The sequence below is a fragment of the Collimonas sp. genome (genome assembly GCF_035566375.1).
GTDB lineage: Bacteria > Pseudomonadota > Gammaproteobacteria > Burkholderiales > Burkholderiaceae_D > Collimonas.
In genome coordinates this window covers 146481-171769 of sequence record NZ_DATMRK010000074.1, presented here as the reverse complement: position 1 = coordinate 171769, position 25289 = coordinate 146481, and the positions used below count along the sequence as shown (strand labels likewise).

Annotated in this window: 23 protein-coding genes and 1 tRNA gene; 5 read left to right on the top strand and 19 right to left on the bottom strand. The window is 52.6% G+C overall.

Annotated elements, in window-relative coordinates:
- Positions 1-3 precede the first annotated feature (3 nt).
- The 4 genes from VNZ60_RS22910 to VNZ60_RS22895 all read right to left on the bottom strand — a co-directional run bounded on the left by VNZ60_RS22910 (position 4) and on the right by VNZ60_RS22895 (position 6845).
- Positions 4-786 (bottom strand): OmpA family protein, encoded by a 783-nt coding sequence (locus VNZ60_RS22910; RefSeq protein WP_325663329.1) that lies wholly within the window; start codon positions 784-786, stop codon positions 4-6.
- 3 nt (positions 787-789) lie between these two features.
- A complete protein-coding gene (gene tagF / locus VNZ60_RS22905; protein ID WP_325663326.1) occupies positions 790-1776 on the bottom strand; it encodes a type VI secretion system-associated protein TagF in 987 nt (328 codons plus the stop codon).
- Positions 1773-5690, bottom strand: a complete 3918-nt coding sequence (tssM, locus tag VNZ60_RS22900) for a type VI secretion system membrane subunit TssM (RefSeq protein ID WP_325663324.1) — start codon at positions 5688-5690, stop codon at positions 1773-1775. Before tssM ends, tagF begins: the two co-directional genes overlap by 4 nt.
- A gap of 315 nt (positions 5691-6005) precedes the next feature.
- Positions 6006-6845, bottom strand: coding sequence for a M15 family metallopeptidase (locus VNZ60_RS22895; protein WP_325663322.1), 840 nt, complete (start codon positions 6843-6845; stop codon positions 6006-6008).
- A gap of 395 nt (positions 6846-7240) precedes the next feature.
- Between VNZ60_RS22895 and VNZ60_RS22890 the strand changes: the two genes are divergently transcribed.
- On the top strand, positions 7241-7918 hold the full coding sequence (locus tag VNZ60_RS22890; RefSeq protein ID WP_325663320.1) for a hypothetical protein: 678 nt from the start codon (positions 7241-7243) through the stop codon (positions 7916-7918).
- A gap of 639 nt (positions 7919-8557) precedes the next feature.
- Here VNZ60_RS22890 and VNZ60_RS22885 read toward each other — a convergent pair.
- The 4 genes from VNZ60_RS22885 to VNZ60_RS22870 form a co-directional block, all read right to left on the bottom strand.
- Positions 8558-8782: a hypothetical protein gene (locus VNZ60_RS22885; protein ID WP_325663318.1), complete on the bottom strand. Its 225-nt coding sequence runs from the start codon at positions 8780-8782 to the stop codon at positions 8558-8560.
- 85 nt (positions 8783-8867) lie between these two features.
- Positions 8868-9362: a DUF6941 family protein gene (locus VNZ60_RS22880; RefSeq protein WP_325663317.1), complete on the bottom strand. Its 495-nt coding sequence runs from the start codon at positions 9360-9362 to the stop codon at positions 8868-8870.
- A complete protein-coding gene (locus VNZ60_RS22875) occupies positions 9359-9805 on the bottom strand; it encodes a hypothetical protein (RefSeq protein WP_325663315.1) in 447 nt (148 codons plus the stop codon). The genes VNZ60_RS22880 and VNZ60_RS22875 overlap by 4 nt, the downstream gene beginning before the upstream one ends.
- A gap of 3 nt (positions 9806-9808) precedes the next feature.
- Entirely contained in the window at positions 9809-10534 is a 726-nt protein-coding gene (locus tag VNZ60_RS22870; protein WP_325663313.1) for a hypothetical protein, read from the bottom strand.
- A 115-nt stretch (positions 10535-10649) separates the two neighbouring features.
- Here VNZ60_RS22870 and VNZ60_RS22865 point away from each other — a divergent pair, with 115 nt between their 5' ends.
- Positions 10650-10889 (top strand): SEL1-like repeat protein, encoded by a 240-nt coding sequence (locus VNZ60_RS22865; protein WP_325663311.1) that lies wholly within the window; start codon positions 10650-10652, stop codon positions 10887-10889.
- Positions 10890-11400: 511 nt separating this feature from the next.
- Here VNZ60_RS22865 and VNZ60_RS22860 read toward each other — a convergent pair.
- Both VNZ60_RS22860 and VNZ60_RS22855 read right to left on the bottom strand, forming a co-directional pair.
- Positions 11401-12300, bottom strand: a complete 900-nt coding sequence (locus tag VNZ60_RS22860) for a replication initiation factor domain-containing protein (protein WP_325663309.1) — start codon at positions 12298-12300, stop codon at positions 11401-11403.
- Between the two features lie 219 nt (positions 12301-12519).
- A complete protein-coding gene (locus VNZ60_RS22855) occupies positions 12520-12795 on the bottom strand; it encodes a helix-turn-helix transcriptional regulator (protein ID WP_325663307.1) in 276 nt (91 codons plus the stop codon).
- Positions 12796-12893: 98 nt separating this feature from the next.
- On the opposite strand from VNZ60_RS22855, the gene VNZ60_RS22850 reads away from it, so the two are divergent.
- Both VNZ60_RS22850 and VNZ60_RS22845 read left to right on the top strand, forming a co-directional pair.
- Positions 12894-13304: a hypothetical protein gene (locus VNZ60_RS22850; RefSeq protein WP_325663305.1), complete on the top strand. Its 411-nt coding sequence runs from the start codon at positions 12894-12896 to the stop codon at positions 13302-13304.
- A gap of 1 nt (position 13305) precedes the next feature.
- Positions 13306-14541, top strand: coding sequence for a tyrosine-type recombinase/integrase (locus VNZ60_RS22845; protein WP_325663303.1), 1236 nt, complete (start codon positions 13306-13308; stop codon positions 14539-14541).
- A gap of 71 nt (positions 14542-14612) precedes the next feature.
- Here the strand turns inward: VNZ60_RS22845 and VNZ60_RS22840 are convergent.
- Positions 14613-14691: transfer RNA gene (locus VNZ60_RS22840), tRNA-Ile, on the bottom strand.
- Positions 14692-14859: 168 nt separating this feature from the next.
- Complete coding sequence (rpoD, locus tag VNZ60_RS22835; protein ID WP_325663301.1) at positions 14860-17097, bottom strand: RNA polymerase sigma factor RpoD; 2238 nt, start codon at positions 17095-17097, stop codon at positions 14860-14862.
- Here rpoD and VNZ60_RS22830 point away from each other — a divergent pair.
- Positions 17012-17371 (top strand): hypothetical protein, encoded by a 360-nt coding sequence (locus tag VNZ60_RS22830; protein ID WP_325663386.1) that lies wholly within the window; start codon positions 17012-17014, stop codon positions 17369-17371. The genes rpoD and VNZ60_RS22830 overlap by 86 nt on opposite strands.
- Before the next feature lie 299 nt (positions 17372-17670).
- On the opposite strand, the gene dnaG is transcribed toward VNZ60_RS22830, so the two are convergent.
- The 7 genes from dnaG to VNZ60_RS22795 all read right to left on the bottom strand — a co-directional run bounded on the left by dnaG (position 17671) and on the right by VNZ60_RS22795 (position 25112).
- Entirely contained in the window at positions 17671-19467 is a 1797-nt protein-coding gene (gene dnaG, locus VNZ60_RS22825; protein ID WP_325663299.1) for a DNA primase, read from the bottom strand.
- A 43-nt stretch (positions 19468-19510) separates the two neighbouring features.
- Entirely contained in the window at positions 19511-19960 is a 450-nt protein-coding gene (locus VNZ60_RS22820) for a GatB/YqeY domain-containing protein (RefSeq protein ID WP_325663297.1), read from the bottom strand.
- A 200-nt stretch (positions 19961-20160) separates the two neighbouring features.
- Positions 20161-20373 (bottom strand): 30S ribosomal protein S21, encoded by a 213-nt coding sequence (gene rpsU, locus VNZ60_RS22815; protein WP_005665410.1) that lies wholly within the window; start codon positions 20371-20373, stop codon positions 20161-20163.
- Between the two features lie 115 nt (positions 20374-20488).
- Complete coding sequence (locus VNZ60_RS22810; RefSeq protein WP_325663295.1) at positions 20489-21367, bottom strand: Wzz/FepE/Etk N-terminal domain-containing protein; 879 nt, start codon at positions 21365-21367, stop codon at positions 20489-20491.
- 82 nt (positions 21368-21449) lie between these two features.
- Entirely contained in the window at positions 21450-22646 is a 1197-nt protein-coding gene (locus VNZ60_RS22805) for a BaiN/RdsA family NAD(P)/FAD-dependent oxidoreductase (RefSeq protein ID WP_325663293.1), read from the bottom strand.
- 38 nt (positions 22647-22684) lie between these two features.
- Positions 22685-23884 (bottom strand): YbdK family carboxylate-amine ligase, encoded by a 1200-nt coding sequence (locus VNZ60_RS22800; RefSeq protein WP_325663291.1) that lies wholly within the window; start codon positions 23882-23884, stop codon positions 22685-22687.
- 19 nt (positions 23885-23903) lie between these two features.
- Positions 23904-25112 carry a cation:proton antiporter gene (locus VNZ60_RS22795; protein ID WP_325663289.1) on the bottom strand — a complete coding sequence of 403 codons (1209 nt, stop codon included), beginning with the start codon at positions 25110-25112 and terminating at the stop codon, positions 23904-23906.
- Between the last annotated feature and the right edge of the window lie 177 nt (positions 25113-25289).

The following is a 25289-nucleotide window of genomic DNA, read 5'->3' as shown; positions in this document are numbered from 1 at the left end:
CGTCTATTGCGATACCCGGAACTCGATACGACGGTTGCGTGAGCGGCCGTCGGCGGTATCGTTGGTCGTGATCGGCCGGTCCGGCCCCTGGCCGGAAGTTACGATCGCATCCGGATTGATGCCTTTCTGCGCCAGGTAATCCTTCACTGCATCGGCGCGCGCTTTACTCAGCGAAACGTTACGCACCCGCAAACCCTGGTTGTCGGTATGGCCGATGACCTCGACTTTCTTGTCTTTCAACTTCAGCAGCGCGGCTGACATTTCATCAAGGATCCGCATACCGGACGGCGTCAGCGTGGCTTGTCCGCTTTCGAATTCGATGGTGCGGTTGGCCAGGGTCTGGTCCAGGATATTCTGCTCGGAGGCGGAAACCCGCAGACCATTCTTGACGGTATAAGTCGGATTCAGGTTGCCGGCGATTTCGCTGGCGATCTGCTGACGCTGTGCTTCGTTGCTGACTTCACCGTTGATGCTGACTGTATTGCCGTCGATCTTCAGCTGGCCGCGGCTGACCTGCTTCAGGCCAGGATTGATCAGCTTCTGCACGTAGCCGTTCCAGTTGGCCGGCGCCACGACCGCACCGACCGCGATCTGGTCGACTACGCGGTCGGCGCCATATAACTCCTGCAGCTTGCTCAACGCACTCTGCTTGCTGGCCTCGTCAGGCACGGTGCCGCTGACCAGGATCTGCCCCGGTTTCGGGGTAGCGACGGGCGGCGCGGCATTTTGTGCCAGCGCCAGGTTTGACACGAATACCGATGTCAGGGCAATGCTCAGATAACGCATGCGTCAAGCTCCAATAAATACGTCACGAAACGAATCATGAGCGGATTTTAAAGATAGGGTGGGTTGCGCCAGGTAGCTGGCGATTTTCGTGATGCTGTAATCCGACTTGACTTGATCTTCGACCCAGCTGGCGTCCTCGAAAGAAATATGGTGATCGAGAGCGACCTGCGGATCCATGAGGGCTTGCAAGGTGCGCGGCGAGGCGCCGCTGAAGCCGATCACCATTGATGGCTGGTCATTGATCCTGGTCACGAATGTGGCCAGCTCAAAATTACCGCGCAGTAGAAACGGCGTGATCAGATGCAGCCAATAGGACGCCACCAGATTGCGGTACATGGGATCGTCCGGCAATGGCATCACCAGGCTCTTTTCCAGGCGCGACGAAGAACTTGCCATCACCGGCTGCAGCAAGATGCCAAGCGCCAGGATCAGATGCCGCAAAGAGCCCTTGAAACCGGCGTTGCGCAGCATGTTCTCCAGGCCGCCGATGGTCTGAATCTCCATGAAGTCGGTGAAAGCCGCATGGTATGCACCGCTGCCCAGCTGTAATGGAATGCCTGTGGCTGTCAGGTTTTGCAGAGAGAGTGCCGGATCGGTAGCGGCCACAACCTCGGAAGCCTGGGCCTCAAGGCGGTTCCACAGGCGCGCGAACGCCATCGGGCTCTTCGCCGTAAAGTCCTGCGGCTCGTCGATTTCCATGGTGCTGACGGCGAGAAACGGAAAGCGGCGGTTAGCCTGGTCGTTGCTGGCGATCAGGTGGCCGGCAATGGCGCGTCTGCTGCGCGGGCCGATGAAGGCGAAGTGCAGCGGACTGACCGCGTCATAAGCGATTTTCCAGCGCGGTTCGGCCGACAGCAGATCCATGGCTTGCGCCAGCCATTCGTCGAGAATCGACACCAGCGGCACGTTGTCGGTCGCCTTGATGAAGTCGCCGCGACTCGGAATCTTGCCGAAATAACCGATATTGGCTAATTTTTCTCCTGCGCTCATTGTGCGGTCCCTCCTGCATTGACCGCACCTGCCGCAGTGACGGTTGGTGTAGCTGGACTGGCAGCCGGATTGGTAGTCGGATTGGTAGCTGGATTGATAGCTGGATTAGTAGCCGACCCCGCCGCTGTACCCACGATGGTTTCCGGCAGTTTCATGCCGCGGAAACCCTGGCCTTGCTGTGCGCCGCCGTCCGGCGTCTTGGCGCTGACTTGCGGACTGCTGATGATCTTCAGGTTGATCGGCACGGTGATGTTTTCATTGGTCCAGCTCAATTCGAAATTGCCGTCCTTGCGCTTGCGCACCGCGGTATTGATCAAGCGCTCCAGGCCAAAACGACCGGGCTGGTTGGCGATTTCAATGGTACGTCCATCGAAGGTGACTGCCGTGATGCGGGCGCCGGCTACCCCTTGCGGATTGGGCCAGACGAAGTTGGTCCACTGCGCCTGGGTATTGCGGTAACGCAGTTGCTGGCCATCGATTTCGATGGTGTATTCGGTTGTGCCGCCGGCCGGCAGAGCTTGTATCTGGAACACTGTTTGTGCATCTGCCGCAGCAGCGCCGCCGCCGGCTGCTGCGCTGCTGGCGCCCAATGGCGCAACCCAGCGTGAGAAGCTCGACACCATGGTGGGCGAGAGCGTGATGCCCATGTCAGCCCAGGTCTTGGCTGCCAGGGTATCGCCGCGGCGCACTACCAGCGGTCCCATCGATGCATTGACGAACTTGGCGATGCTGCCGTCCGGACCAAAAGTCTGGCCGATTTCGGCGCTGGTCGCTTCGATTTTCGAATTGGCCGCAAACGGATATTTTTCCGACAGGGTTTTCTCGAACGGTGCGTAGACCTGCGCCAGCCAGGTGCGATTCATCTCGGCTTCGGTCGGTTTGATGGTGACAGCGAAAGCTTGGATCAACGGCCGTACCAGAATCGGGCGAATCGCCTGTTTCTGCGAGTCGCTCATGCCGACCAGCATCTGTTCGTCGACATACTTGAGGGCGTCGGCCAGTTCCGAACCGCTGCCGTTCAAGGTTTGCTGCATCAACTGGTTGGCGCCAGGGCCGGTGTCGCCCTGGTTCTTGATCTGGTTGAAGCGGGTACGCAATTTCGACAAGGTTTCCATATAGCCGCCCATCAGCGTGGCATTGTTATCCTTGGCCGTCACCATCCGTGCGACACCGGCAAATTCCTTGCCGACCGGCCCCATAGGAGTCGCAGTAGCGTCGGCACTCAGGTTTAGATTGACGTTAACCCCGGAAGGCGCCTGCCGCAGGATGGTTTGCCTGAACCAGGCCATGAAGCCGCTTTGCGCACGTCCCAGGCCGGTGTTCAGCAGCGACGGATTGTCCCATGAAGTCTGCTGATAGACGCTGGTGACAAACTTGTTGATCGGTGAAGTTGACGGATCGCCAAAGCGGTTCATAGCCTTGACCGCGTTGTCGAACCCACCGAGGTCGGCAATATTGGCGCCTTGCATGAACTTCTGCCATTCCTTGGCGTATTCGGTTTTGTATTGGCTGACCAGAGCTTTCTGGATCTGTTCCGGGCTGCCTTCCAGCGTCAGGTCGTCGTTGGATGCTGTCTTCAAGACCCAGTCGGCGCTTTGCAGTTCTTTGTTCGCCGCTTCCTTGAAAGCGCCCTGGACAAATTTTTCCCAGGCGTCGCGGGTGAATGTACCTGGAATAGCATAGCTGCCGACAATCAGTTCCTTATCCTGGTCGCCAACGATGCTGGCCACGGTGATTGACGGGAAGCGGGTCGAGGCGCGCGCCTTGATGTCCGCGTACACCCGGTCTCTGGCAGCCATGCCACGCACCACGCGGCGCAGATTGTCGCGCGACTGGTCAATCAGGGTCAGCTTGCTTTCTATCGTAGGCCAGGATGGATCGTTGATCTGCGACAGATAAAAACTCATCAGGCGTTCGGCGCTACGGATCATTTGTTCACGCGTCATGTTGCCGCGGTTGCTCTCCAGCCAGCCGCGCCAGAAGCGGGTCAACTGATCGTTCAGATGGCTGGACTCGGCACGCGAGCGGTCGCTCAGCATCAGATAAGTCTTCAATGCGTTGTAGCCGTCTTCTACATTGGTCGGCGAAGAATCTTTGTATTGCTGGGGCGCGCTGCTGCTGCCGGCGCTGGCGGTCGGGGCTGCGGTAGTTGCAGCGGTAGTTGCAGCGATTCCCGACGCTGGCAGCGCGGCATTGGTCGACTGTACCGGACGCGCCATCGGTTCCAGCGAACCGGCGTGGGCATTCATTTCAGACAGGAACGATTCGATATTCGCCGTTACCGGCTTGAGCATGATGTCCTTGATGCCGGCGAAATATTCTTCACGCAATTTCTGCTCCAGCAAATCCCCTTGATACAGGCCGAAACCTAGCGACAGGGGACGGCCGTTGTCATATTTCTGCAATTGCTGGATACGGTCTTGCAGGATCTCCATCGCTTCAAAGCGCGATTGCAGGTCAAGGCGTTTTTCCTGCAGCTTGATGGCCTTGTCCAGGTCTGCCTGGACGTTGGCGGTCAATTGGCGGTTGCCAATGTACGACCAGCTCCAGCCGGCCAAAGCCAGTCCGACCAGTGCGGTGGCGGCGAAAAACATGGTGTAGCGGAGCCGGGTTTTGTGACGGCTGGCATATTGCGAGACCAGGTCCTTGTCGGAAAAAATCACTTTCCTGAACAGATTCAGCAGGAAGAAGCCGTTCTTGGAATGGATCTCCGGCCGTTCCAGCGTTTGCAGTTTGAGGTCGAACCGTTCGGCAATCCGCTCTGAAGAGCTGCTGATGCCGCTGCCTTCCTGCAAAGCGCTAGTGAAATAGAAACCACGGAATACCGGTTTGAACTGGAACGGATTTTCTTCAAACAGCGTGGCGATAAAAGCGCGCAAGGAACCTTTTACTGCCGCAAATTCGAGCGGGAAGGTGAGCACGCCGGGCGGCAAACGGTCACCGCGATTCAAGGCCATATTGGCCAAGCTGATTTCCTTGAGGCCTTCGAACAGTTCGTCAAACCGCTCGTCAAAATATGACAGGACGTCGTGGCTGCTGGTTTTCCTGCTGTAAGGCAAGGTCGCGCCCCATACCCGATCTCTTTCGCCGCGATCCATGTCGTCGAAGAATTCGGTAAAGCCGGTGATCAGGTCGGCTTTGGTAAACATCACATAGACCGGCGCAAAAACTTCCAGCCGCTCGGTAAGTTCCTGCACGCGCTGGCGCAGGTTTTTAGCCAGGTCGATGCCGAACTCGGGGCGGTTGCCGGCCAGTTCGGCCACGCTGACGGCAATGATGATGCCGTTGATCGGTGCGCGGCTGCGATGTTTTTTCAGCAGGCTGAGGAAACTGAACCATTCGGCGCGGTCTTCTTCATGTACCGAATAGCGTCCTGCGGTATCCAGCAAAATGCCGTCGGTAGTGAAGAACCAGTCGCAGTTCCGGGTGCCGCCCACGCCTTGCACGATATTGTTGTTCTTGTCAGCCAGTGGGAACTGCAAACCGGAATTGGCGACCGCAGTGCTTTTGCCGGCGGCAGGATTGCCGATGATCATGTACCACGGCAGTTCATATAAGGCAGTGGCGCCGGATTTTTCGCCAAGCTTGGAATTCTTGATAGTGGAAATAGCTTCCAGCATTCGCTTGCGCAAGGTTTCGGTTTCGTCGCGGCCAACTGCACTGGTTTTGTCGCTGACCTTCTCGGCCTGGCCTTCCAGCATGGAGCTGAAATTTTTCGACGCCGTTTTAGTGCGCTGCCAGCGGTACAGCCGGACCAATCCCCAGATCAGCAGGACGGCAACTAAAAAGATGACGACCCAGATGCCGTCGATTTGCAAGGCGTCTGCAGCGAGAAAGAGAAAGCAGGCTAGCGCCACAAAACCGACTACCGCCAGGGTTCGTGCATTCGTGAGAAATTGCCAAATTCGTTGCATAGGTATCAGTAATTAAGTAGTTGATTTTTTCGGAAATTACGCAAACGGCGCGCGCTGAAGGCGGCCGGATCTACAAATGCTGCTGGTACGCGACCATGCGGTAAGAGCAATTGCTGCTGACAAGGACATGCTGCATGACTGTGTCAGCCTGAACAATGAGCCAGGGTAGGGCTGCCAAAAGCGGACGTCGCCCGCTGGATGCACGTCCCGCTGGATGATGCTTTATCGCTCGATACTATCAATCGCTTCGCCATGCCATTCCTCTTCTTATCGATTTCTCGTCATTTTCACAAATACAGAGCAAATACAGCGGTCTTATCTTTTCATTACGCCCGGCTTACGGAATTCCACGTGACCCAGATCCATCATTTTCCAACGACCGCCCCAAGTCAGTCCAACCGACTCCGCCACTTCGCCGTACAACTGATAACCGCGCATGGCCCACGGATCTTTCTCGGTAATCACCAATTTACCGCTGCGCATAAACGCCGAATCAGCCGCTAGTCCGTACTGGTGGTAGCTCTGGAACGCTTTTGCATTGGTCACGCTGCCGCCCATCTGCGCCAGGGCATTCTGCCGTTCCGGACTACGATAACCTTCAATAATCACCATGTCATAGCCGTACTTCTCTTTCATGATCTTGAAAGTCATCAGCAAGCGCTGAGTGAAATCCGCATCCAGTGCCTGCCAGTTACGGCTTGCGGTATCCAGCATCGGCCGCACCTGCGCCACTTCCTGAGTGGTAAACACCTCGGGCGGCAGCGGCGGCGGCGGTACTAACTGCTCCCCTTCCAACAACGCGGCAATCTGCTGGTTAACCACTTGCCCGGAATCGTCGTAGCTGCCGAGCATGGTTTTACTGCTCAACGTCCAGGCGATTAAAGGCGGTATCAGCACAACCGCCGTCCCGGCAAATAAAACCAAATAATGCCGTTTGATAAATTGCCAGCTTGAGAGCCTCGACGCGTGCAGATTTTGCGAGAAGGATTTTGTGGTCTGGGATCGGCGATCTCTCCAGTTCTGGACCTGGATCCCAATCTGTTGTCGTTGCTTGATTAATGTTAAATAAACAATCTCGCGGACTGCTGGAAATAACAGCAACCCAGCGATGCCGCATGCAAGTAAAAAATAAAGGGCAACGATTAAGACGAACACAAAAACCTTCTCCTGAATATTACCAAAGAAAAACTATAATTTTTTGGTAATATATTGCCAGTTGGCATATTTAGTTGTCAGAGTATACCTTATCAAACTTGGCGTCACGTCGGTCTGTGTTCAATAAATGACATTTGGAGAATTGTGTCTTGCAACCATCTGAAGAAACTGCGCGCGGCTCAGTAAGACCGAATCTGTTATCGGGATCGGCGGCGACAGAAAATAGCAGCGGCAGCATCCTGAATGCCCTGGAAGGCAAGGAATCGCCTTCGAGTGCCATTGCGCAAAAGAAATCCGGTGTAGTGCGTGCAGCACTTGTCATCGCTTTACTGGCGGCAACCGGAGTAGGTGTGTTTTTTGCCTGGGGCCAACGCGGCAGTCAGGTCGACACTGCCATGACAGCCAATGCGCAAACGACGCTTGCCGCTAAGGAGCTGCCGTCAAGCACTCCTGCACTTGCCGCAAACGACGCTGCGCCACCGGAAAAAACAGAATCGCAAGCAGCCGTGATCGAAAATGATCCGGTCTCGCATTCGGAAAAATCCGATTCCATCCCAGTCCAGGCATCGACAGATCCCCGTACCAAATTGACGGAAACCCTGGAAGCAGGTGTGCCGGTCACTTCGACCGCCCTGGCGAAAGCGCTGGAAGAACCCAAGGTTTCGAAATCCAAGCCAGCCAGCAAGAGTGTGGATGCACCGTTGGTAAACCGCATTGTTCAAGAGAAAAAAACGAGCGCCCAGAAAGCGCCGAAAGCGGCCGCCGCTCAGCCGACAGACAGCGATGTCAACATCCTGACGGCGCTGGTTTCGCATGGCGACAGCGTGACCGAACCGTCTAAAACCAAAGAAACTGCCAAATCCAAGCAAGCAGCCAAGAAGAAATCTGCGGAACCTGTTGTCGCACAAAATACGGCCGATACGCCTGATATTGTTGAGCGGAAGAGCGGCGATAGCACAGGCGGCTTGTTACAACGCTGCAAACAACTTGGTCTGATCGAAGGTGAATTGTGCCGCTGGCGCATTTGTTCAGGGCGGTGGGATACAGACCCCTCGTGTAAAGTAAATCGGTAGGGATTTTGTAGTTGGCGCGTATTACGATCTATCGACCGACAAGGTTGTACAGTTCATTAGCCGATAAGAAGAGCCGTGGCATAGAAATGCCACGGCTCTTCTTTCTTTATAGAGAAAGTTCGGACTTCTCGGCAAGCGCTTCAGTGGCGAGAGTGTCGTCCGTAATTTCAGCGGCGCCATCGGGACGGTGTGTGCGCTGACTGCCTCGGGATAGTCTTTGATACGGACTCGCGCTTGATACTGCGAAGGGCCGCGTTTACGGATTTGTGCCATGCCAAAAGTCTCCTGGTTGGAGACCCAATGGCGCAAAAATGGCGCAGAAGTGGGCAAAACTAAAAAACAAAAGGGCCCACATCGCTGTGAGCCCTTTATTTTCTTCGGTGTTACTGGTGGGCCCCCCCAGAGTCGAACTGGGCACCAACGGATTATGAGTGCGACCTGCATCCGATCTGGGGAATTCCTCAATGCGCTCAAACCCTTTCCCAGTCTGGCTTTTACGGGAAATTACACAATTTCCGAATACTCATTAATTCCCAATCTTTCGCTGTTTTTCTCGAATGGATTACACAGAAATTACACGACAAATTCATGTCGTCGTAAGACAGCAGGAAACAAAAAAAGATTTTAGTTAGCTTTGCTCTAAGACCGCACTGTTAGGTGCATGGGATTTTGCGTATCTTCTGTCAGTAGCGGCAAGCCTACGTACTCACGCAGATTGTTTTGCTGTTCCAAGTCCAAACCCTTGTACATGCCAGCCTTGAAGTTAGCATCAATCTGCTTCTTGTCCAACAGAAAACGGTTGTCGTCATACACCGCTTCGTCTACCGGCAGTTCGACGCCGGAATACCCTACTGCCTTAACCATAATTGCTCCCTCAGAAGTGCACTGAAACGATACCAGAGCGCCGCCTCCACTTCCTCCGACTTAACCCACAACCTATTTCTGCAGATTAGGTCTTAGCTTTAGCTTTAGCTTTAGCTTTAGATGCACCTTTTCGGCTTTTCTTCGTAGGGGGCAAGGAGGTATTTTCTCCCGAAACGATAGCCTGTATCGGTTGCGAACCTACGAGGGCAATAGGAAGCGAGAGACTTTCGACGATCTTTTTTCTTTTGCCATCAATACTGGCCATTCGGATTTCCAGATCGCCGGGAGCAGACAAAGTTATGCCTTGGAATTGAACAACCGCTCTATGACGCAATTTACCATCGTAATTGACTTGAACAGGGAACGAAGTCTTTTCTCCGTTGTTTGTTATTTCAATACTGTACTCTGTCCGTTCCGGTTCAGAGACATCTCTTGAAGTAAGCCAAGCCAACGTTAAACGTGGCACGATCACAGGGAATTGAGGAACTTCAAAACTCTCCACAATTTCGATCAAAGACAAGGTGTTTGCCTGAGCGTCGGTTATTGCGGTGTTGGCCGCAATAAGAAAATGTGATTTCAATTCTGACCCCTGTTCATGATGAAATTCCGTGCTGTATTGCTGACACCTCTTGATGATCCTGTTCTCGGCAAATTAGGTATCGTTAGCTTTGTGACTGTCATTGCATAATTGCGGTTGGAGAACTGAGTAACTGACAGCAATTCGCTCACCCACATCACCTTTGATTGTTGTAGCGCATTGTGGACATTGGTTGGAATAGGGGCATCGCTGGATTTCTGAATAATCGCTTGAGTCAAAAGAAGGATAATCGTCGTGCTTTGCAATGACCGATCAGAATTTTTCAGTTCCTGAAGAACTTTGTCCGATAGTTGTTCTATGGAGAATTTTTCAACCAAGTACTGAACAAGCGGATGCGTGCGAAGTCGATTGAGAAGGTAGGTCGTAGTGTTTGCCGTCCCGACTGCGACCATAGCATCGTCAAATGCACTATGTTTCAAGCTCATAATTTATTGGCCTAGAATGATTTTCGACAAAATAATGGACTCACCTGAGTGATCTACACGATAAAACTTGTAATCGACTCCGTACGGACTTTTGTGAACCCAATGTAAGTACTCTGCACCCGCCACGCCCCATTTGCTAACTACTTGCGGAAACTTCAATGGGCCATCGGGAATTAAAGCAACAATACCAGAATGGGAAACGGTGCCGTCTGGGTCATAATAAAGGACAACGTCTCCCGGCATGACGCTGGCGATATCTACCAATTTATAGCCGTCATCCACCAAAATTCTTACAATTGACGTTGCGTCATCAATACATGTTCTGCGTGATCCGAACGTTAAGCCATGACAGTTATAACGCCCCGAAGCTGCGGTGCGCAATTTGGCTTCATACTGGGTAACAAAGCGTTCTACCAATGTATTTTCATTGCCAACAATATCAAAGTTTTGTTGGTTTGGTATAGGCCAGCGACCAGAAGTTTCAGTCGAAATACCTGTCTGCATGTTTAATTGGTTATGAAAAATGAACTTATATCCAATAGTACTCGACGATGGCACTAAAAAGCCACCTTTCGTCGATTGGCCGCGTTTCTGTTGCTTGGACTTCTCTGGCGCTGTCCACAGCATCCGGATAGCAAAAAGTCCAATCGTCAAGGCTAGGCTAAGTGCTTGATTAAGTTGGTGACCCGGACCGGAGCGGAATCGAATCACCGGCACAAGGATTTTCAATCATCGGTTCGCCCCCAGCATGCCATCGGGTGCCCTCCGTGGTTTGGCAATTGATTGCCAGTTCAGATTCACTGGATTGCTTGCCCGGATAACGCTGGCGGCAGAAAGACATTACATGGATGCCATTACTGACCTTGGCGTGTGCTTTCGATTCGGCCAAGGCGTGCAGCGCGACATTCTGCAAGCCGCTGAACTCTTCATGCAGGCAGCGGAAGAATCGGGTGACGTTGTTGCAATGGGCAATCTAAGTGACCTGAAGGACGAATTGCAATTGATGGCTGAACAGGGAAATGCCATGGCTGCAGCGTATGTAGCGCACACAGAAAAATATGTGAGCGTCATCTCTCATGTTTAGTACCGGCAAACAGCAAAGGGCCTGCGGGGATACCAATTTTCACGGGGCAGAAAATCCTTATTTTTGCAACTGATTGCCGAATCGGTTTTGCTACTCCCTTAGTTCTGTATGCCCCATTAATTCAAGGTTGGAATCAACAAATATCGTCCGAAATCTGGATGAAAGCGGCAAAAATATACGTTGCAACTACGAGAATGGCCTAAATTAAACGTTCAAAAATTAGGTGTATCTTTGGTGGTAATTAGTGGTTTGTCAAAGATCGTTACGCCTAACAAAATTAACCGTATATCAAATTCGGTATTGAATTTCATGTGCGGCGTTGGCAATCAATTTCCGCACTCAAGGTCGGTAATTTTCTTGGCCTGCGAAATTAAGTAATAAATATGAGGGGCAAGTTAGGGGGTTAAGTTCGATTTGTCAAAGGCCATTCTCCCCGCTCCAAATTTAGTGTCATATTCGTGCGGGGTTGGCAATCAATTGCCGAAGGTAGCTGACAATTGCCTCCCCCCAGTCATGGCGTGATTTTCGCCAAGGCGTTCGGGAAGTGACCCCATAATTTTTCGGGTCGCCACCACCATACCAAACAGGTCTTTAATTTTTGCCGAAACACCTTTTTCTCGTATGGCAAATATCCCCGAAAAGCAGAACCAGAACCATTTTCTTCGCAGGCGTCTAGTAGCTTATGGAATTCGCTGTCAATTGATATTTTCCGCGCTCTTATCGGGTCAACGATGCTGATTTTGTTAAAAGGGTTCGGCAGGTGCATTAGCAAATCACAGGGTTTGTGGCCGGGGTGAGTAAGCCGCGCTTCAATGCGTGTCCAGATTGCATAGGGCGTTTCCAGTCCTTTTTTTTCCAAAAGCTGTTTCTTCTTATCGTAAAACGCGTGCCTGCTATCGCTCTTCTGAGCACCAAGGTATAAAGTCCCTTTGATCCCATTTTCCACAATAATTTGCGAATCACTAATATGGGTGCGGAGCGGAATAAACGTGTGCATTGGATGACTTAAGAAGTCAGCATAGACCTCGATGTATGAAACCTTTCCTTTTTTGAACAGGTAATCGTAGTCTAGAGGCGCGATGGCTAAACTAACGACTTTCTTGATTTCTTCAAATTCGTTTTCCGAAAATTTATCTGGGTACAAATCCAAGCGGAAATAGCGATGTTCATATTCCCGTGCCAAGGTAAGCTGAAACGCAATCTGCTTGCTGTGCAACTCGAAGTTTAGACATAGATAATCATCAGTAATAGGCTTTGGAAAGGTGATCTTCCAGAAGGGCGACAATTTTTTTTTATTCGATACCAAGTCCCAAATATTTTTTCGTATAAGGCTATGAAGTTCTTTGCCTTTGAGACTTAAATTGAATGCAATTCTGTCGATGCCTACACGCCTTATGATGCTCAAGGCCATTTTGAATCACTCCATTGGTTAATCTCATAAATATTGTTTTCTTGACTGACTGCTTTCCAACTTACTTGCTTACTAGCAGGCAGACCATATTTCTTATCCGACCACGCTGCGAACTCTGAATCTCTATGGGGTCTAGGTGCTGCTTAAACCGCATGGACATTGAGGCTCACTCCATTGACTCCTCGCTGTTTGACTTATTGCGCACATCCGGTTGGCGGCTTACGCCAATTTGATTTTCAAGCGCCCCACCTTTCTCATGTCTTCCAGCGCTCTGGCTTGACTGGAACTGATTAAATCACTTCGCTCGTCTATCCATGTGTTCAGATCGGTCAGCTTATAAAAAATACGGCCCCCAAGTTTGCAGAACGCGGGGCCTTTTTGAGTGCAACGCCACATAGCTAAAGTTTTGGGTGACACGCCCAGATAAGTAGCGGCTGCATCTGGTCGCATCCGATCCTGTGGCTTGTGTTGTAAGTTCAAATCAGGGTAAGTCATTTCGTAGTCCTTTCTAAAAATATGTATTTGAAAGACTACGCTTGATGAGGTATGATGTCAACTGTCGGAGAACGTTTGTTCATCATGGAGGATTGAAGATGGCTTTGAAAATTAGTCGGGAAGCGAAGAAGGATGTTTTAACGCTGCGGGTGTCAGAAAAAACACGGTATGGGCTGGACTTGCTGTCTCGCGTCACCGGAAAAACGTTGTCGCAGTTGTTGACGGAGTCGCTGGAGCCGCTGCTGCAAAGCGCACAATTGCACCTTCCCAATACGCAAAGTAATTTATTCAATCTGACATGGTCGCCATTCGATTCAGATCGGCTGGTGAATTTAGCCGTTACCGCGCCCGATCTGCTGACCCTTGATGAGGAGCGCATCTGGACGGTGATCCGTGAACAGCACGAGTTCTTCGACGCTAATGGCGACCCGAGGCGCGATGCGATACGGGGAAAATGGCCGCAGATTCAGCAAGCCACTGCCAAGTATCAGGAGAAGATGGAGGAATAAAATGGCAAAGAAGTTTTCGAAATTAACCAAGCTTGGGATGCAACGTCTGAAAGCTGGTGAGCAAATTATCGAGCATGGCATCGAGTTTGAGCGAATGCGTGACGGTGATGGGGCATTTCGCATCAATATTATGGTCGATGGAAAACGCATACATCGCTCATTAGGCAGGGAGTCAGAGGGGATGACGCCACTTGTTGTTTGGAAGGACATGGCTGAAATGCGCAGCAACTCCGTCAATGAGCGATTGGGGCTTGCCAAAGGACGGAAAAATCATATTTCCTTTAGCGTGGCCACGCAGCGCTACCTTGAGGAACTTGCCCGGAGCAATGGCAAAGACATACCGGAAAAACGTCGGCGATTGGCGTTGCACCTTGTGCCATATTTCGGAAAAATGGAGCTTTCAAGAATTGACTCTCTGAGCGTCGAACGCTACAAGAAATTGCGATGCGGGGAGCCGTCGTTGCGGGGCGGGGTACGACGCGGCGCAACTGCAAAGGATCGCGTGCCTGCCGACTCAACAAAGCTTACTAGCCGCGCAACCGTCAACCGTGAGATTGCGGTACTGTCCCATCTCATGAACCGCGCACTAGAGTGGGGCTGGATTTCGTCGCTGTCCGTGAAGCTGCGCCGGTTTAAGGAAGAGCAGACGCGTTTTGAATACCTCACCATCGACGAAATGGCCGCACTTCTATTGGCTGCGGGTGGCGATTCCAACGCGCAGATTTACCCATTTATTTGCATCGGACTGCATACGGGCATGCGAACCGGCGAGATTCTTTCACTGCGTCCCGAATTCATCGACTTTGACAAGCAAGTCATTCACTTACCAAAGGCGAAAGCGGGAGCCAGAACGGTTCCGATTTCCGAGGCGTTACGAGAATATTTGAGAAGTTACCTGCAATCAATTGCCGCCGATAGTGATTGGCTCTTTGCTTCAGCCAGATCAAAATCTGGACATACCGAAGGATTGCGCGATCCTTGGCTGCGTGTAGTCGATCAAGCTGGCTTAAAGGGGCGTCCCATCACGCCACACACGCTTCGACATACGGCGATTACACATTTAGTGCAAGCGGGGGTGGACTTGCCGACAGTACAGAAGGTGTCCGGCCACAAGACCTTGCAAATGGTTGTCCGGTACTCCCACCAGAACCAAGAACACGTGCAAGACGCTTTACGGAAATTGGATGAGCGTATTGCCCCAGACAAAAAAGTGGAGCCAATTGCCAGTGCGGCGTGACCTGATTACACAGGAATTACACATATGAAAAAGGGTTACAAGCGCAATTGCCTGTAACCCTTTGTTTTATATGGTGGGCCCCCCCAGAGTCGAACTGGGCACCAACGGATTATGAGTCCGCTGCTCTAACCAAGCATGAGCTAGGGGCCCAATTCCTTAGGGCGCTGTAGTGGCGCGTGCTTGCGGTGTCTGCATATCCCGCTTAAGCACACTACAGTATCTTAAAATCAATCCCGTATTATAGAAAAATACCTGGATGAAAGGTAGGCGAATTATCGTGAATCGTTCAAAAAAATATTGAATGATTCACGGATAATCTTAATTACCTTCCAGGAAGCTCTTCAGCTTGTCGGAGCGGGACGGATGGCGCAGCTTGCGCAGCGCTTTAGCCTCTATTTGACGAATCCGTTCACGTGTCACGTCGAATTGCTTGCCGACTTCTTCCAATGTATGGTCGGTCGACATTTCAATACCGAAACGCATCCGCAATACCTTCGCTTCACGCGGGGTCAGCGAGTCCAGGATATCTTTCACGACACCACGCATCGATGCATGCAATGCAGCATCGGCCGGCGCCAGCGTGTTGTTATCCTCGATGAAATCGCCCAGATGGGAATCGTCGTCGTCGCCTATCGGTGTTTCCATCGAAATCGGCTCTTTGGCGATTTTCATGATCTTGCGGATTTTGTCTTCCGGCATTTCCATCTTGATCGCGAGCGTCGCTGGATCCGGCTCAGCGCCGGTTTCCTGCAGGATCTGACGTGAGATGCGATTCATCTTGTTGATCGTTTCGATCATGTGCACCGGAATACGGATGGTGCGCGCCTGATCGGCGATCGAACGCGTGATGGCTTGGCGGATCCACCAGGTTGCATAGGTCGAGAATTTATAGCCGCGACGATATTCGAACTTGTCGACTGCTTTCATCAAGCCGATGTTGCCTTCCTGGATCAGATCCAGGAATTGCAAGCCGCGGTTGGTGTATTTTTTTGCGATCGAGATCACCAGCCGCAAGTTGGCCTCGGTCATCTCGCGCTTGGCCATGCGAGCTTTCTTCTCGCCGGCACCCATCTTTTTGTTGATGCCGCGCAGATCCGGCAACGGCAGCACGACGCGCGCCTGCAAGTCGATCAGGCGTTGTTGCAGTTCTTTTACGGCAGGTACATTACGGCTGAGCACGGTGCTGTACGCATGGTTGCCGTTGACTTCGCCGTCTACCCAGTCGAGATTGGTTTCGTTGCCAGGAAAAACCTTGATGAAATGCGGGCGCGGCATGCCGCACTTGTTCACCGCGACGTCAAGGATCTGACGTTCGATTTGACGCACTTCATCAACTTGACCGCGCAGGGTGTCGCACAATTTTTCGACGACTTTGGCGGTAAAGCGAATTCCCAGCAATTCGTTGGAAATGATTTCCTGTGCCTTGACATAAGGCTTCGAGTTGTAGCCTTCTTTTTCGAAAGCCTTGCGCATCTTGTCGAATTGGGTAGAGATGGTTTCAAACTTGCCGAGCGCATCACGCTTCAGTTGTTCAAGTTGTTCGGCCGAGAAGCCGGCAGCACCGGAGGTCGAGCTGGCGTCATCTTCTTCCTCGACTTCTTCTTCCTCTTCTTCGTCTTCTTCGCTGTCGTCATCGGCGGCAGCTACTGCTGCACTGGCGGTCGCGGCTTCGTCCGTCTGATTAGGATCGACCAGGCCATCGACGATTTCATCAATCTTGATTTCGTCCTTGCCGATCTTGTCGGCAGCCAGCAAAATCTCGGCGATCGTTGTCGGGCAGGCGGAAATTGCCTGGATCATGTCTTTCAGGCCGTCTTCGATGCGTTTGGCGATTTCGATTTCGCCTTCGCGCGTCAGCAGTTCGACCGAACCCATTTCACGCATATACATGCGGACCGGGTCGGTGGTGCGGCCGAAGTCTGAATCGACGGTAGACAGCGCAGCTTCCGCCGCAGCTTCCGCATCGTCGTCGCTGGCAACGGTGGCAACGTTATCCGACAGCAGCAGCGTTTCTGCGTCTGGTGCTTGTTCGGAAACGGCGATGCCCATGTCGCTGAAAGTACCGATGATGCCTTCGATGGCTTCCGGATCGATAATGTTTTCAGGCAGGTGATCGTTGATTTCGGCGAAAGTCAGGAAGCCGCGCTCCTTACCCATCTTGATCAGGGTCTTGAGCTTTTGACGGCGCGCTTCGAGTTCTTCTTCGCTAGCTTCGGTGTCGGACGAGAAGGCGTCTTTCAGCAAAGCCTTTTCCTTGGCTTTGCGATCTTTCGCCTTGGCCTTGTCGACAGCTTTCAGTTCAGCGCGTTCGACCGCATTGAGTGCCGCGACTTCGTCGTTTTCCGGTTGGAATTCTTTTGGCTTGCGACCACGACGTCCTGGTACCTTCACCGACGGCAAGATGTAGCCGGAAGTGTCAATCGCCGCCAATGTTGCGGCATCCGTGGTTTGACTTACGCCTGATCCAATCATGACGCTAACGTCGGCTTTAACTGGAGCCGCCGCTGCATTTTTGGCTGATTTGACGACTTTGAGTTGTGGTTTCTTGTTTGTCACAGGGGCTTTCGATTTCACAGATACTGGTTTTGCAACAGTTCTTGATGCTTTCGTGGTCGTTGCAGTTGCTTTAGAAACTACTTTCTTACTAACGGGCTTCACCGGCGTTTTGGATGCAGCTACCGTTTTTTTGACGGAGGACTTCGAGTTGGAGGAGCTGCTTAAGTTGGCCTTGGCCGCTACCGGCTTCGCATTTTTTACGGAAAGTGTCAGGGGTTTCGCGGGTCTCTTCATTGCATTCGCCATGGAATCAAATACCAATTGGTTACACTGATTTGCGCGCTGCAGCTTCCTGTACTCTGTCCGTTTGAATTTTGATAAGCTTAAATCGCTGACAGAATTACCTGAGCGCCTGCTATTGCTATCCTTACTGCTTTCCTCACTACCTTCCTATCCGTCTAAATCAATCTGGTGCTACTATCAATTCAACGCCCAATTCGGCTAGGCCTAAGGTGTTGAATCTAAAGCCTTTAATTATAGCATATGGAGGGGCTTTCCTCCAATGCGGGCGGCCCTGTTGTGCCGCCCGATTTATTTCTTTTGCGTCGATTTGCCTAAGTTTTAAGCAATTGCTTAGCGCAAATTCGTTTCCGCTTCTGCTTCGCGCCGTAACTGTTCCTGTTTTTGCATCAATTCCCGGTAACGATTGCGCGCTTCTTCGTTGCCAAGTCCGGTCGCCGCCAGCTGATCAAGTTCGTCTTTCAATATCTTCATTTTAGTCTGGCGAATTGCACCCGCCAGTTCTAATCGCGCCGCTTCCGTTTCGGATTCCGATTCTGCTGCAATTTCCGCAATCAACGATTCAAAATCCTCGCCGCCTTCACGCAAATGCTCAGCCAGCGTTGCAAAATTGGCTTGTTCGCCCATCGCATGGCTTGCGGTGATCAGGCGTGCCAGCATTTCTGCGCGATCCGGTGCAAAGTGCGCGACGGCGTCCAGCGCTGCATCATCCAGTTCTGAGGCAAACGCCGGGTGGGCGACCAGCAAACGGATGATTTGCCGCTCCAGCCCTACCGGCGCCGGCCGATTGCTGCGCGGCGGAGCACGGCGCGCGCTGGCAATTGGCTTGGCCAGTTCAAACAAGGTCTCGATTTCGTTTGGCGTCGATTGCGTCAACTGTGCCAGGCCGCGTACGATTTGCAGCCGTAATGACGACGGCGGCATCAATTGCAATAAAGGCTTGGCATCGTATTGCGCCCGCGCACGTCCTTCGGATGTGCTCAAATCGGCTTCGCTCGTGACCTCGTTCAGTAAAAATTGCGATAACGGCATGGCGTCATGGATCTGGCGCTCAAATGCTTCTGCTCCCAGTTCTCGCACAAAGCTGTCCGGATCGTGTTCCTGCGGGAGGAACAGGAATTTGATGACTTTATTGTCGGTAGCATGCGGTAGGCAGGCATCCAATGCGCGCCGCGCAGCTTTGCGGCCAGCGCGATCGCCGTCAAAGCTGAAGACCACATGATCGGTCTGGCGCAGCAATTTATGCACATGGGTCGGTGTGCATGCGGTTCCCAGTGTGGCCACCGCCTGTGGGAATCCCAGTTGGGCCAATGCCACCACGTCCATATAGCCTTCAGTCACCAGTACGTATCCGGCATCCCGGATTGCCTGGCGCGCTTCGAACAAACCATACAGCTCGCTACCCTTTTGAAATAGGGGTGTTTCCGGCGAATTCAAGTACTTGGGTTCGCCGCTATCCAAGACGCGGCCGCCGAAGCCGATAACTTGCCCTTTGGTATTGCGTATGGGAAACATGATGCGATCGCGAAAGCGATCATAACGCTTGCGATTATTGCCTTCTTCGTCCGTGCGATCGATCACCAGGCCCGATTCGACCAGGGCGGTGACTTCATAGTCAGGGAAGACCAGGCGTAAGCTATCCCAGTTGTCGGGCGAGTAGCCCAGTCCGAACCTGGCGGCAACCTCGCCAGTCAAGCCGCGTCGTTTCAAATAGTCGACGGCATGTGGCGCGCTGCGCAAATGTTGCCGATAAAAATCGCAGGCGGCGCTCATGGCGTCCGACAGAGCCAGGCTCTTTGCCTGATACTCAGCCCGTTGCGCCGGCGGAATCTTGTCGTCGTTGTCCGGCACCGTCATGCCGACGCCTTGCGCCAGATCTTTTACAGCCTCAACAAAACCGAGGCCCGAATATTCGATCAGAAAACCGATCGCCGTGCCATGTGCGCCGCAACCAAAGCAGTGATAAAACTGTTTGGTCGGGCTGACCGTGAAACTGGGCGATTTTTCGTTGTGAAAGGGGCACAAGCCCATCAGGTTTGCGCCGCCTTTTTTTAACTGCACGTACTTGCCCACCACATCAACAATATCGACGCGGTTGAGCAGGTCCTGAATAAAGGATTGTGGGATCACTTAGATTCGACGACAGGCAATATTTTATCGGGCAATCAGGTGCTCAAGCTTTGGTCAGCGCGGTTTTCACCAGTGCCGAAACCGCAGTCATGTCGGCGCGGCCGGCGAGCTTGGGTTTCAATATGGCCATGACTTTGCCCATGTCTTGCGGACCGCTGGCGCCGCTGGCGGCAACGGCCGCAGCTACTTCAGACTGGATTTCTGCATCCGTCAGGCCGGCTGGCATGTAGGCGGAGAGAATCACCAGTTCGGCTTTTTCAATGTCGGCCAGATCCTGGCGGCCGCCGGCTTCAAACTGGCTGATGGAATCTTTGCGTTGCTTGATCATCTTTTCGATGATGGCAAGCACGTGGGTGTCGCCCAACTCGATGCGCTCATCCACTTCTTTTTGTTTGATGGCTGCAGTGATCAGCCGGATGGCGCTCAGTTTTGCGGTTTCTTTGGCGCGCATCGCGGCCTTCATGTCTTCGGTGATCTGTTCTTTCAAGCCCATGCAGTTCTCCATTCGGTGGTGTTTTTCATCTGAAATCAGAAAAAATCAGAAAAACAAAATGCTGGATTATTGTGGCGATCGTGCAACGCTACCGTTGATGCCGAAAAAAACGGCAAAACCCGCTGCGGAGCAACACCGGAGCGGGTTTGTAACGCGATTCAGTCAGCCGCACTGAGTGCGATGAAGAATCAGTGCAAATATTAGTACAGTTTTTTCGGCAATTGCTGGCTGCGAATACGTTTGTAATGACGTTTCACAGCAGCCGCCAGCTTGCGCTTGCGCTCGGCAGTTGGCTTTTCGTAAAATTCACGTGCACGCAACTCAGTCAGCAGACCTGTTTTTTCAATAGTGCGCTTGAAGCGACGCATCGCAACTTCGAAGGGCTCGTTTTCTTTAAGACGAATTGTGGTCATGTAAATTCAAACCAAGTTTGTGTAGGGAAGAGCGAGATTATAGCCGGGAAAATGGATAAATGGAAGTGTTATCCCTGACTGTGTAAATATCGCCGTTTATTTGCAACACTCCTGCTTAACGCCGTGTTTTTGGAAGGTTGCGGTCTCGAAACAGAGCCAGTGCGATTCCGGCAATCGTGCCAATAATGAGGCCGCCCAGCAGGAACAATACAAGATTTGGGAAAAAGGACTGCTCCGGTACAAAAATAGCATCGGCCACTTTCGTGGGGAATGCTTTGATTTTTGTGTCTAGATCTGCCAGACCAGCGTGCTCCGTTTTCAAGTCGCGTATTAATTGGTCTTGCTTTGTTAATAAATTAATGACTACTATGCTTGGCTCAAATTTGGCGCCGTTCGGAGACGCTGCCGCATTCTTAAGGCTAGCTTCCAAGCGCGCTTTTTCGACTGTCGCTTGAGTCATCTGATGCGTATTAGCCTCAATCCGTTCATTCAGATTTTTTATCATTGGCGCAGCGAGTGATTCATGTGCACGGATTAAGGCTTGTAACGTGGCGTTTAGAGAGGATTTGGCTTCCTCTTGGGAGAACCCGGCAACGTTTACATCAACGAAGTCGGTGCTTTTCCCCGGAATAGCCTTGAGACTTTTGCGGAAAAGATTTGTGCGGCGGTCGCTATCCTCATTCAAGGGAAGGCCGACACTCTCCAATGCTTGGTCTTGCAGTTGGCGTTGTTTAAGATGCTCGGCGACTTGTCCGGTAGTCTCAATTAGAGCCGTTGAAGTCGTTGGTAATTGACCAATTTGCAAGGTGGCCGATGCCCGCCATTTTGGTGGCAATATTGACCAGAGCGCCGTGGCGACGAGGATGCAGACAATAACGCATGTTGCTAGCACGATCCAATGGCGTTTCACGCTGCCCCATATAGCTGAAAGATCAATCAATTCAGCGTCTTCGACTGGGATAGAACTAGTAGTATTTGAAAAATTATTCGACATGGGAAAGGGTTTATTTAATTTATACGTTATTTATCTGGCGCCATCTTACAGCGGGTTAGATGATCGAGGTGCAATTCTGTTGTTAAATAGCAAATCCAGCCGCCGCTGCCGACGCCCAGGCCCACTGAAAATTATAGCCGCCGAGCCAGCCTGTGACGTCGACCGCTTCACCGACAAAATACAAGCCCGCGATTCGATTGGACATCATGCTCTGCTGTGAAAGTTCCCTGGTATCGATCCCACCCAAGGTGACTTCTGCTTTGCGATAACCCTCGGAGCCGTTGGGCTGGATCGCCCAGCGATTGACCGCGACGCCAAGATCTTTCAGCAAGCGGTCGGGAGTGTCTGCCAGGCGGGCCGCTGGGTCAAGCTTGTTTGCCTCGATGATGCCGTGCGCCAGGCGCGCCGGAAGCCATTGCGCGAATACGTTCCCGAGGTTTTTCTTGATCGATGTTTTACCATCGATCAGCGTCTGGGTAACATCAATTTCGGGTAACAGATTTAACAGCAGGGGGGCGCCGCTCTTCCAGAAACTGGAAATCTGCAGGATCGCGGGCCCGGATAAGCCGCGGTGTGTGAACAGCAAGTCTTCCTTGAATTCGCCGCGATTTTTTTTGTCGCCGGTGCCCACTTCGACCGGCAGCGCAATCCCGGCCAACGGTAAAAATGGCTGCCAGGAGGTGGCGTCGAACGTCAGTGGCACTAGGCCCGGTTGCGGTTCAATCACGCGCAGATCAAATTGACGGGCGATGCGATAAGCAAAGTCGGTGGCGCCAATTTTCGGGATGGACAAACCGCCAGTAGCGATGACGACGTTGCTGGCCAGAATTTCTCCGGCGCTGCTGTCGATCCTAAACAGATCGCCGTTCTTGCCCACACTGGCAACGCTGCAAGGCATGCGCCAGCTGACATTGCCCAGATCGCACTCGGCTTTTAGCATGGCGATGACCTGCTCTGAAGAGTCATCGCAAAACAGCTGTCCCTTGTGCTTCTCGTGATAACCGATCCGATAGCGTTTCATCAGGCTGAGGAAGTCTTGCGGGGTGTAGCGTGACAGGGCGCTTTTGCAAAAATGCGGATTCTGCGACAGGAAGTTCTGCGGCCCGGCGTTGATATTGGTGAAATTGCAACGGCCACCGCCCGAGATGCGGATCTTTTCCGCTAGTTTGGTGGCGTGATCAATCAGAACAACCTTTTTCCCACGTTGTCCGGCTACTGCGGCACACATCATGCCCGCAGCGCCGGCGCCGATAACGGCGACATCAAATTGTTTTTGCATCGATCTTTGTTAAATAGATATTTAAATACAAGCTATTGCTATTGGAAGTACGGCGGCGGCTCTTGCCCCATCCATAGTTCCGAAGACAGTCGCATCATGTCATTGAGCGAGCCGCGCTGGGTAAATGTCTGCCTGAGCCAGTCGGCATCGCTGAGGCGCTCATCTGCCATATGGCGCAGGCGTTTTATGGTCAGTTGTTCAGCGTCGTTCTGAGTATACCGTTGTAAGTCCTGCAGATGGTCGAGCAGATGCTGGTAGATCGGCAATTTGAACGAGTCGGCCGGGGTGTTGCCATGTAACGCCATAGAGCCGTTCAGGCCGTAACGGCTGGCTTCGAAGCGATTGTACTGGTATAGCAAATAAAAATCGTTGGTGATGACAAACGGTCTTTCCGTCAAAATCCAGCGTGCCAGCAACTGCGCGTAGCACCCCAGATGCGCGGCGTGTTCGATCGTCAGGGGCGTGTCGCAGACGCGGATTTCAACCGTGCCGTACTCCGGTTTTGGCCGGATGTCCCAGTAGAAATCCTTCATGCTGGCGATGATCCCCATGCGCAGCAACTCATCGTAATACGATTCGAAATCGGTCCATCGGGTCAGCACAGGTGCGGTGCCTGACAGAGGGAACGCGCGCACTACATTGCTGCGCGAGGATTCGAATTTGGTGTCCGCGCCTTGATAAAACGGCGAAGCGGCCGAGAGCGCGATGAAGTGCGGTACGAAACGCGAAAACGCATGCGTCAGATATAGCGCGTCGTCGCCGTTTGGCACGCCGATATGGATATGCTGGCCGAAAACTGTGAATGTCTTTGCCAGATAGCCGTATTTTTCATGCAGATGATGGAAGCGTTCACTGGGTGTAATCCGTTGTTCGTTCCAGTGTTGAAAAGGATGCGCGCCGCCGCCGGAGACGTCGATATTCAGATATTGCGCGCCCCGGTTCAGCGCCGCGCGCAAACCTTTTAATTCCTCGATCAGATGGTCGACCTGAGTATGCACGTCGGAATTCAACTCGATCATGCCTTGTGTCATTTCCAGCTTGATCTGTTTTTGCAAGTCACGCGGCTCGATCCAGGTCAGCAGGTCAACCGCATCGCTGGCCAGGTTGTAGTTGCGGCGATTCACCAGCTGCAGTTCGAGTTCAATCCCCATCGTGAACGGGCTTGAACTGGTGAACGGCAAGATGTCCGTTTTTTCGGCATCGGTCTGGAGCTTGTCGGTTTGCGTGTTTTCAGTCATAGGTTCACCTTTGCATCGTTCATTCGCGTCCGCTTTCGCCGGATTTGATCAAGGCAAACTGGGTTGCTATCGGCCCCAGCAATTCCAGAACAATCAAGCAGCCGGCCAGCAATGGCAGTACGTCAGCGGTGGTGTGGGGGTAGAGGTAGGCGGTGGTTTGCATCAATCCCAGCCCAGCCTCCGTCATCGGCAAGGTTCCCAGGGTGATCAGCGCCGCCTGTTTCCATTTCATCTTGGCAAAATGCGCAAATGAAAAGACGCCGCAAGCCATAGCGAGAAAGCGTGCCGCGATGAGTACCGCAACCGAGGCGCCTACCATTGACAGGTCGGACAAACGGATCGAAGCGCCTATGGTGACAAACAACATCACGATGAACAGTTCGTTGGCGACGCCAAACTCAAGTTCCATCAGATCATACTGATGATCAAGATTCTTCGACATGATCGCGAAGATCAGCATGGTGAGCAATATCGGCAGCTGCAATGCGTGAGCGGCGCCGATCGCCAGGCTGATGACAGCGATCACCAGCACAAACTGACGGCTCGGCTGACGGCCGAGCAAGCGCGCCAGCGGGATCATCAGGCGATAAGTCAGGTACGCCAATACCAGTGAACCGCATAGCGAATACAAGGTATGCGCCAGCAGCGTGGTGAAGGGAGCGGCGCTTTCATGGGCGACGACAGGCAGCACGGTATACGCGGCCAGCAGCGCAACGAAATTATTCAGCGCCGTCATGGCGGCAAGGCGGCGCGTCACCTGGCCTTCCGCCTTGAGATCGCGCACTACCACCATGACTACCGCCGGCGCTGTAGCGATCGCCAGCACGCCGCCAAGCAGAGCGAGCACACGAGAAGTGCCAAACCAGATCAGTGCGCCGCTGACAAACCCGAAACACAATACGGCGCTCAGGACCACCGTTGCCAGCAACCATTTTTCCCGTCGTAACCAGCCTATATCGACATAGCGGCCCAGTTGATATACCACCAGCGCCATCGCCATGTCGGCAAAAATATTCGCCAGTTTGAGCACGTCGCCTGACAACAAGTTGAGACCGCCTACGCCCAGCACGAAGCCGACGATCAAGTAGCCGGTGATGCGTGGAAACCAGGGATTTTTCGTTACGATATGGCCGCCCACCAGCCCGAACAGCAGCAAGCTGCCGAACAATAACAGCGCATTCCATTGAATGGGCTGTGCTAGTGCAAAGGGCGGAAGAGTCCAAGCCATGGATCCTCCAGAAAGTTAGTCTTGCAGCAGTATCGCTACGCTGGGCAAGATGCCGTATGGGCAGATGAATGGGTAATGCTGAAAAGGGTATTGCTTGAAAGGGTATTGCTTTAAAACATGACTTACACGGTGTTAAGCGCACTCTCCTTGCATTGATTTTTTTTGTGCCGCGCTATC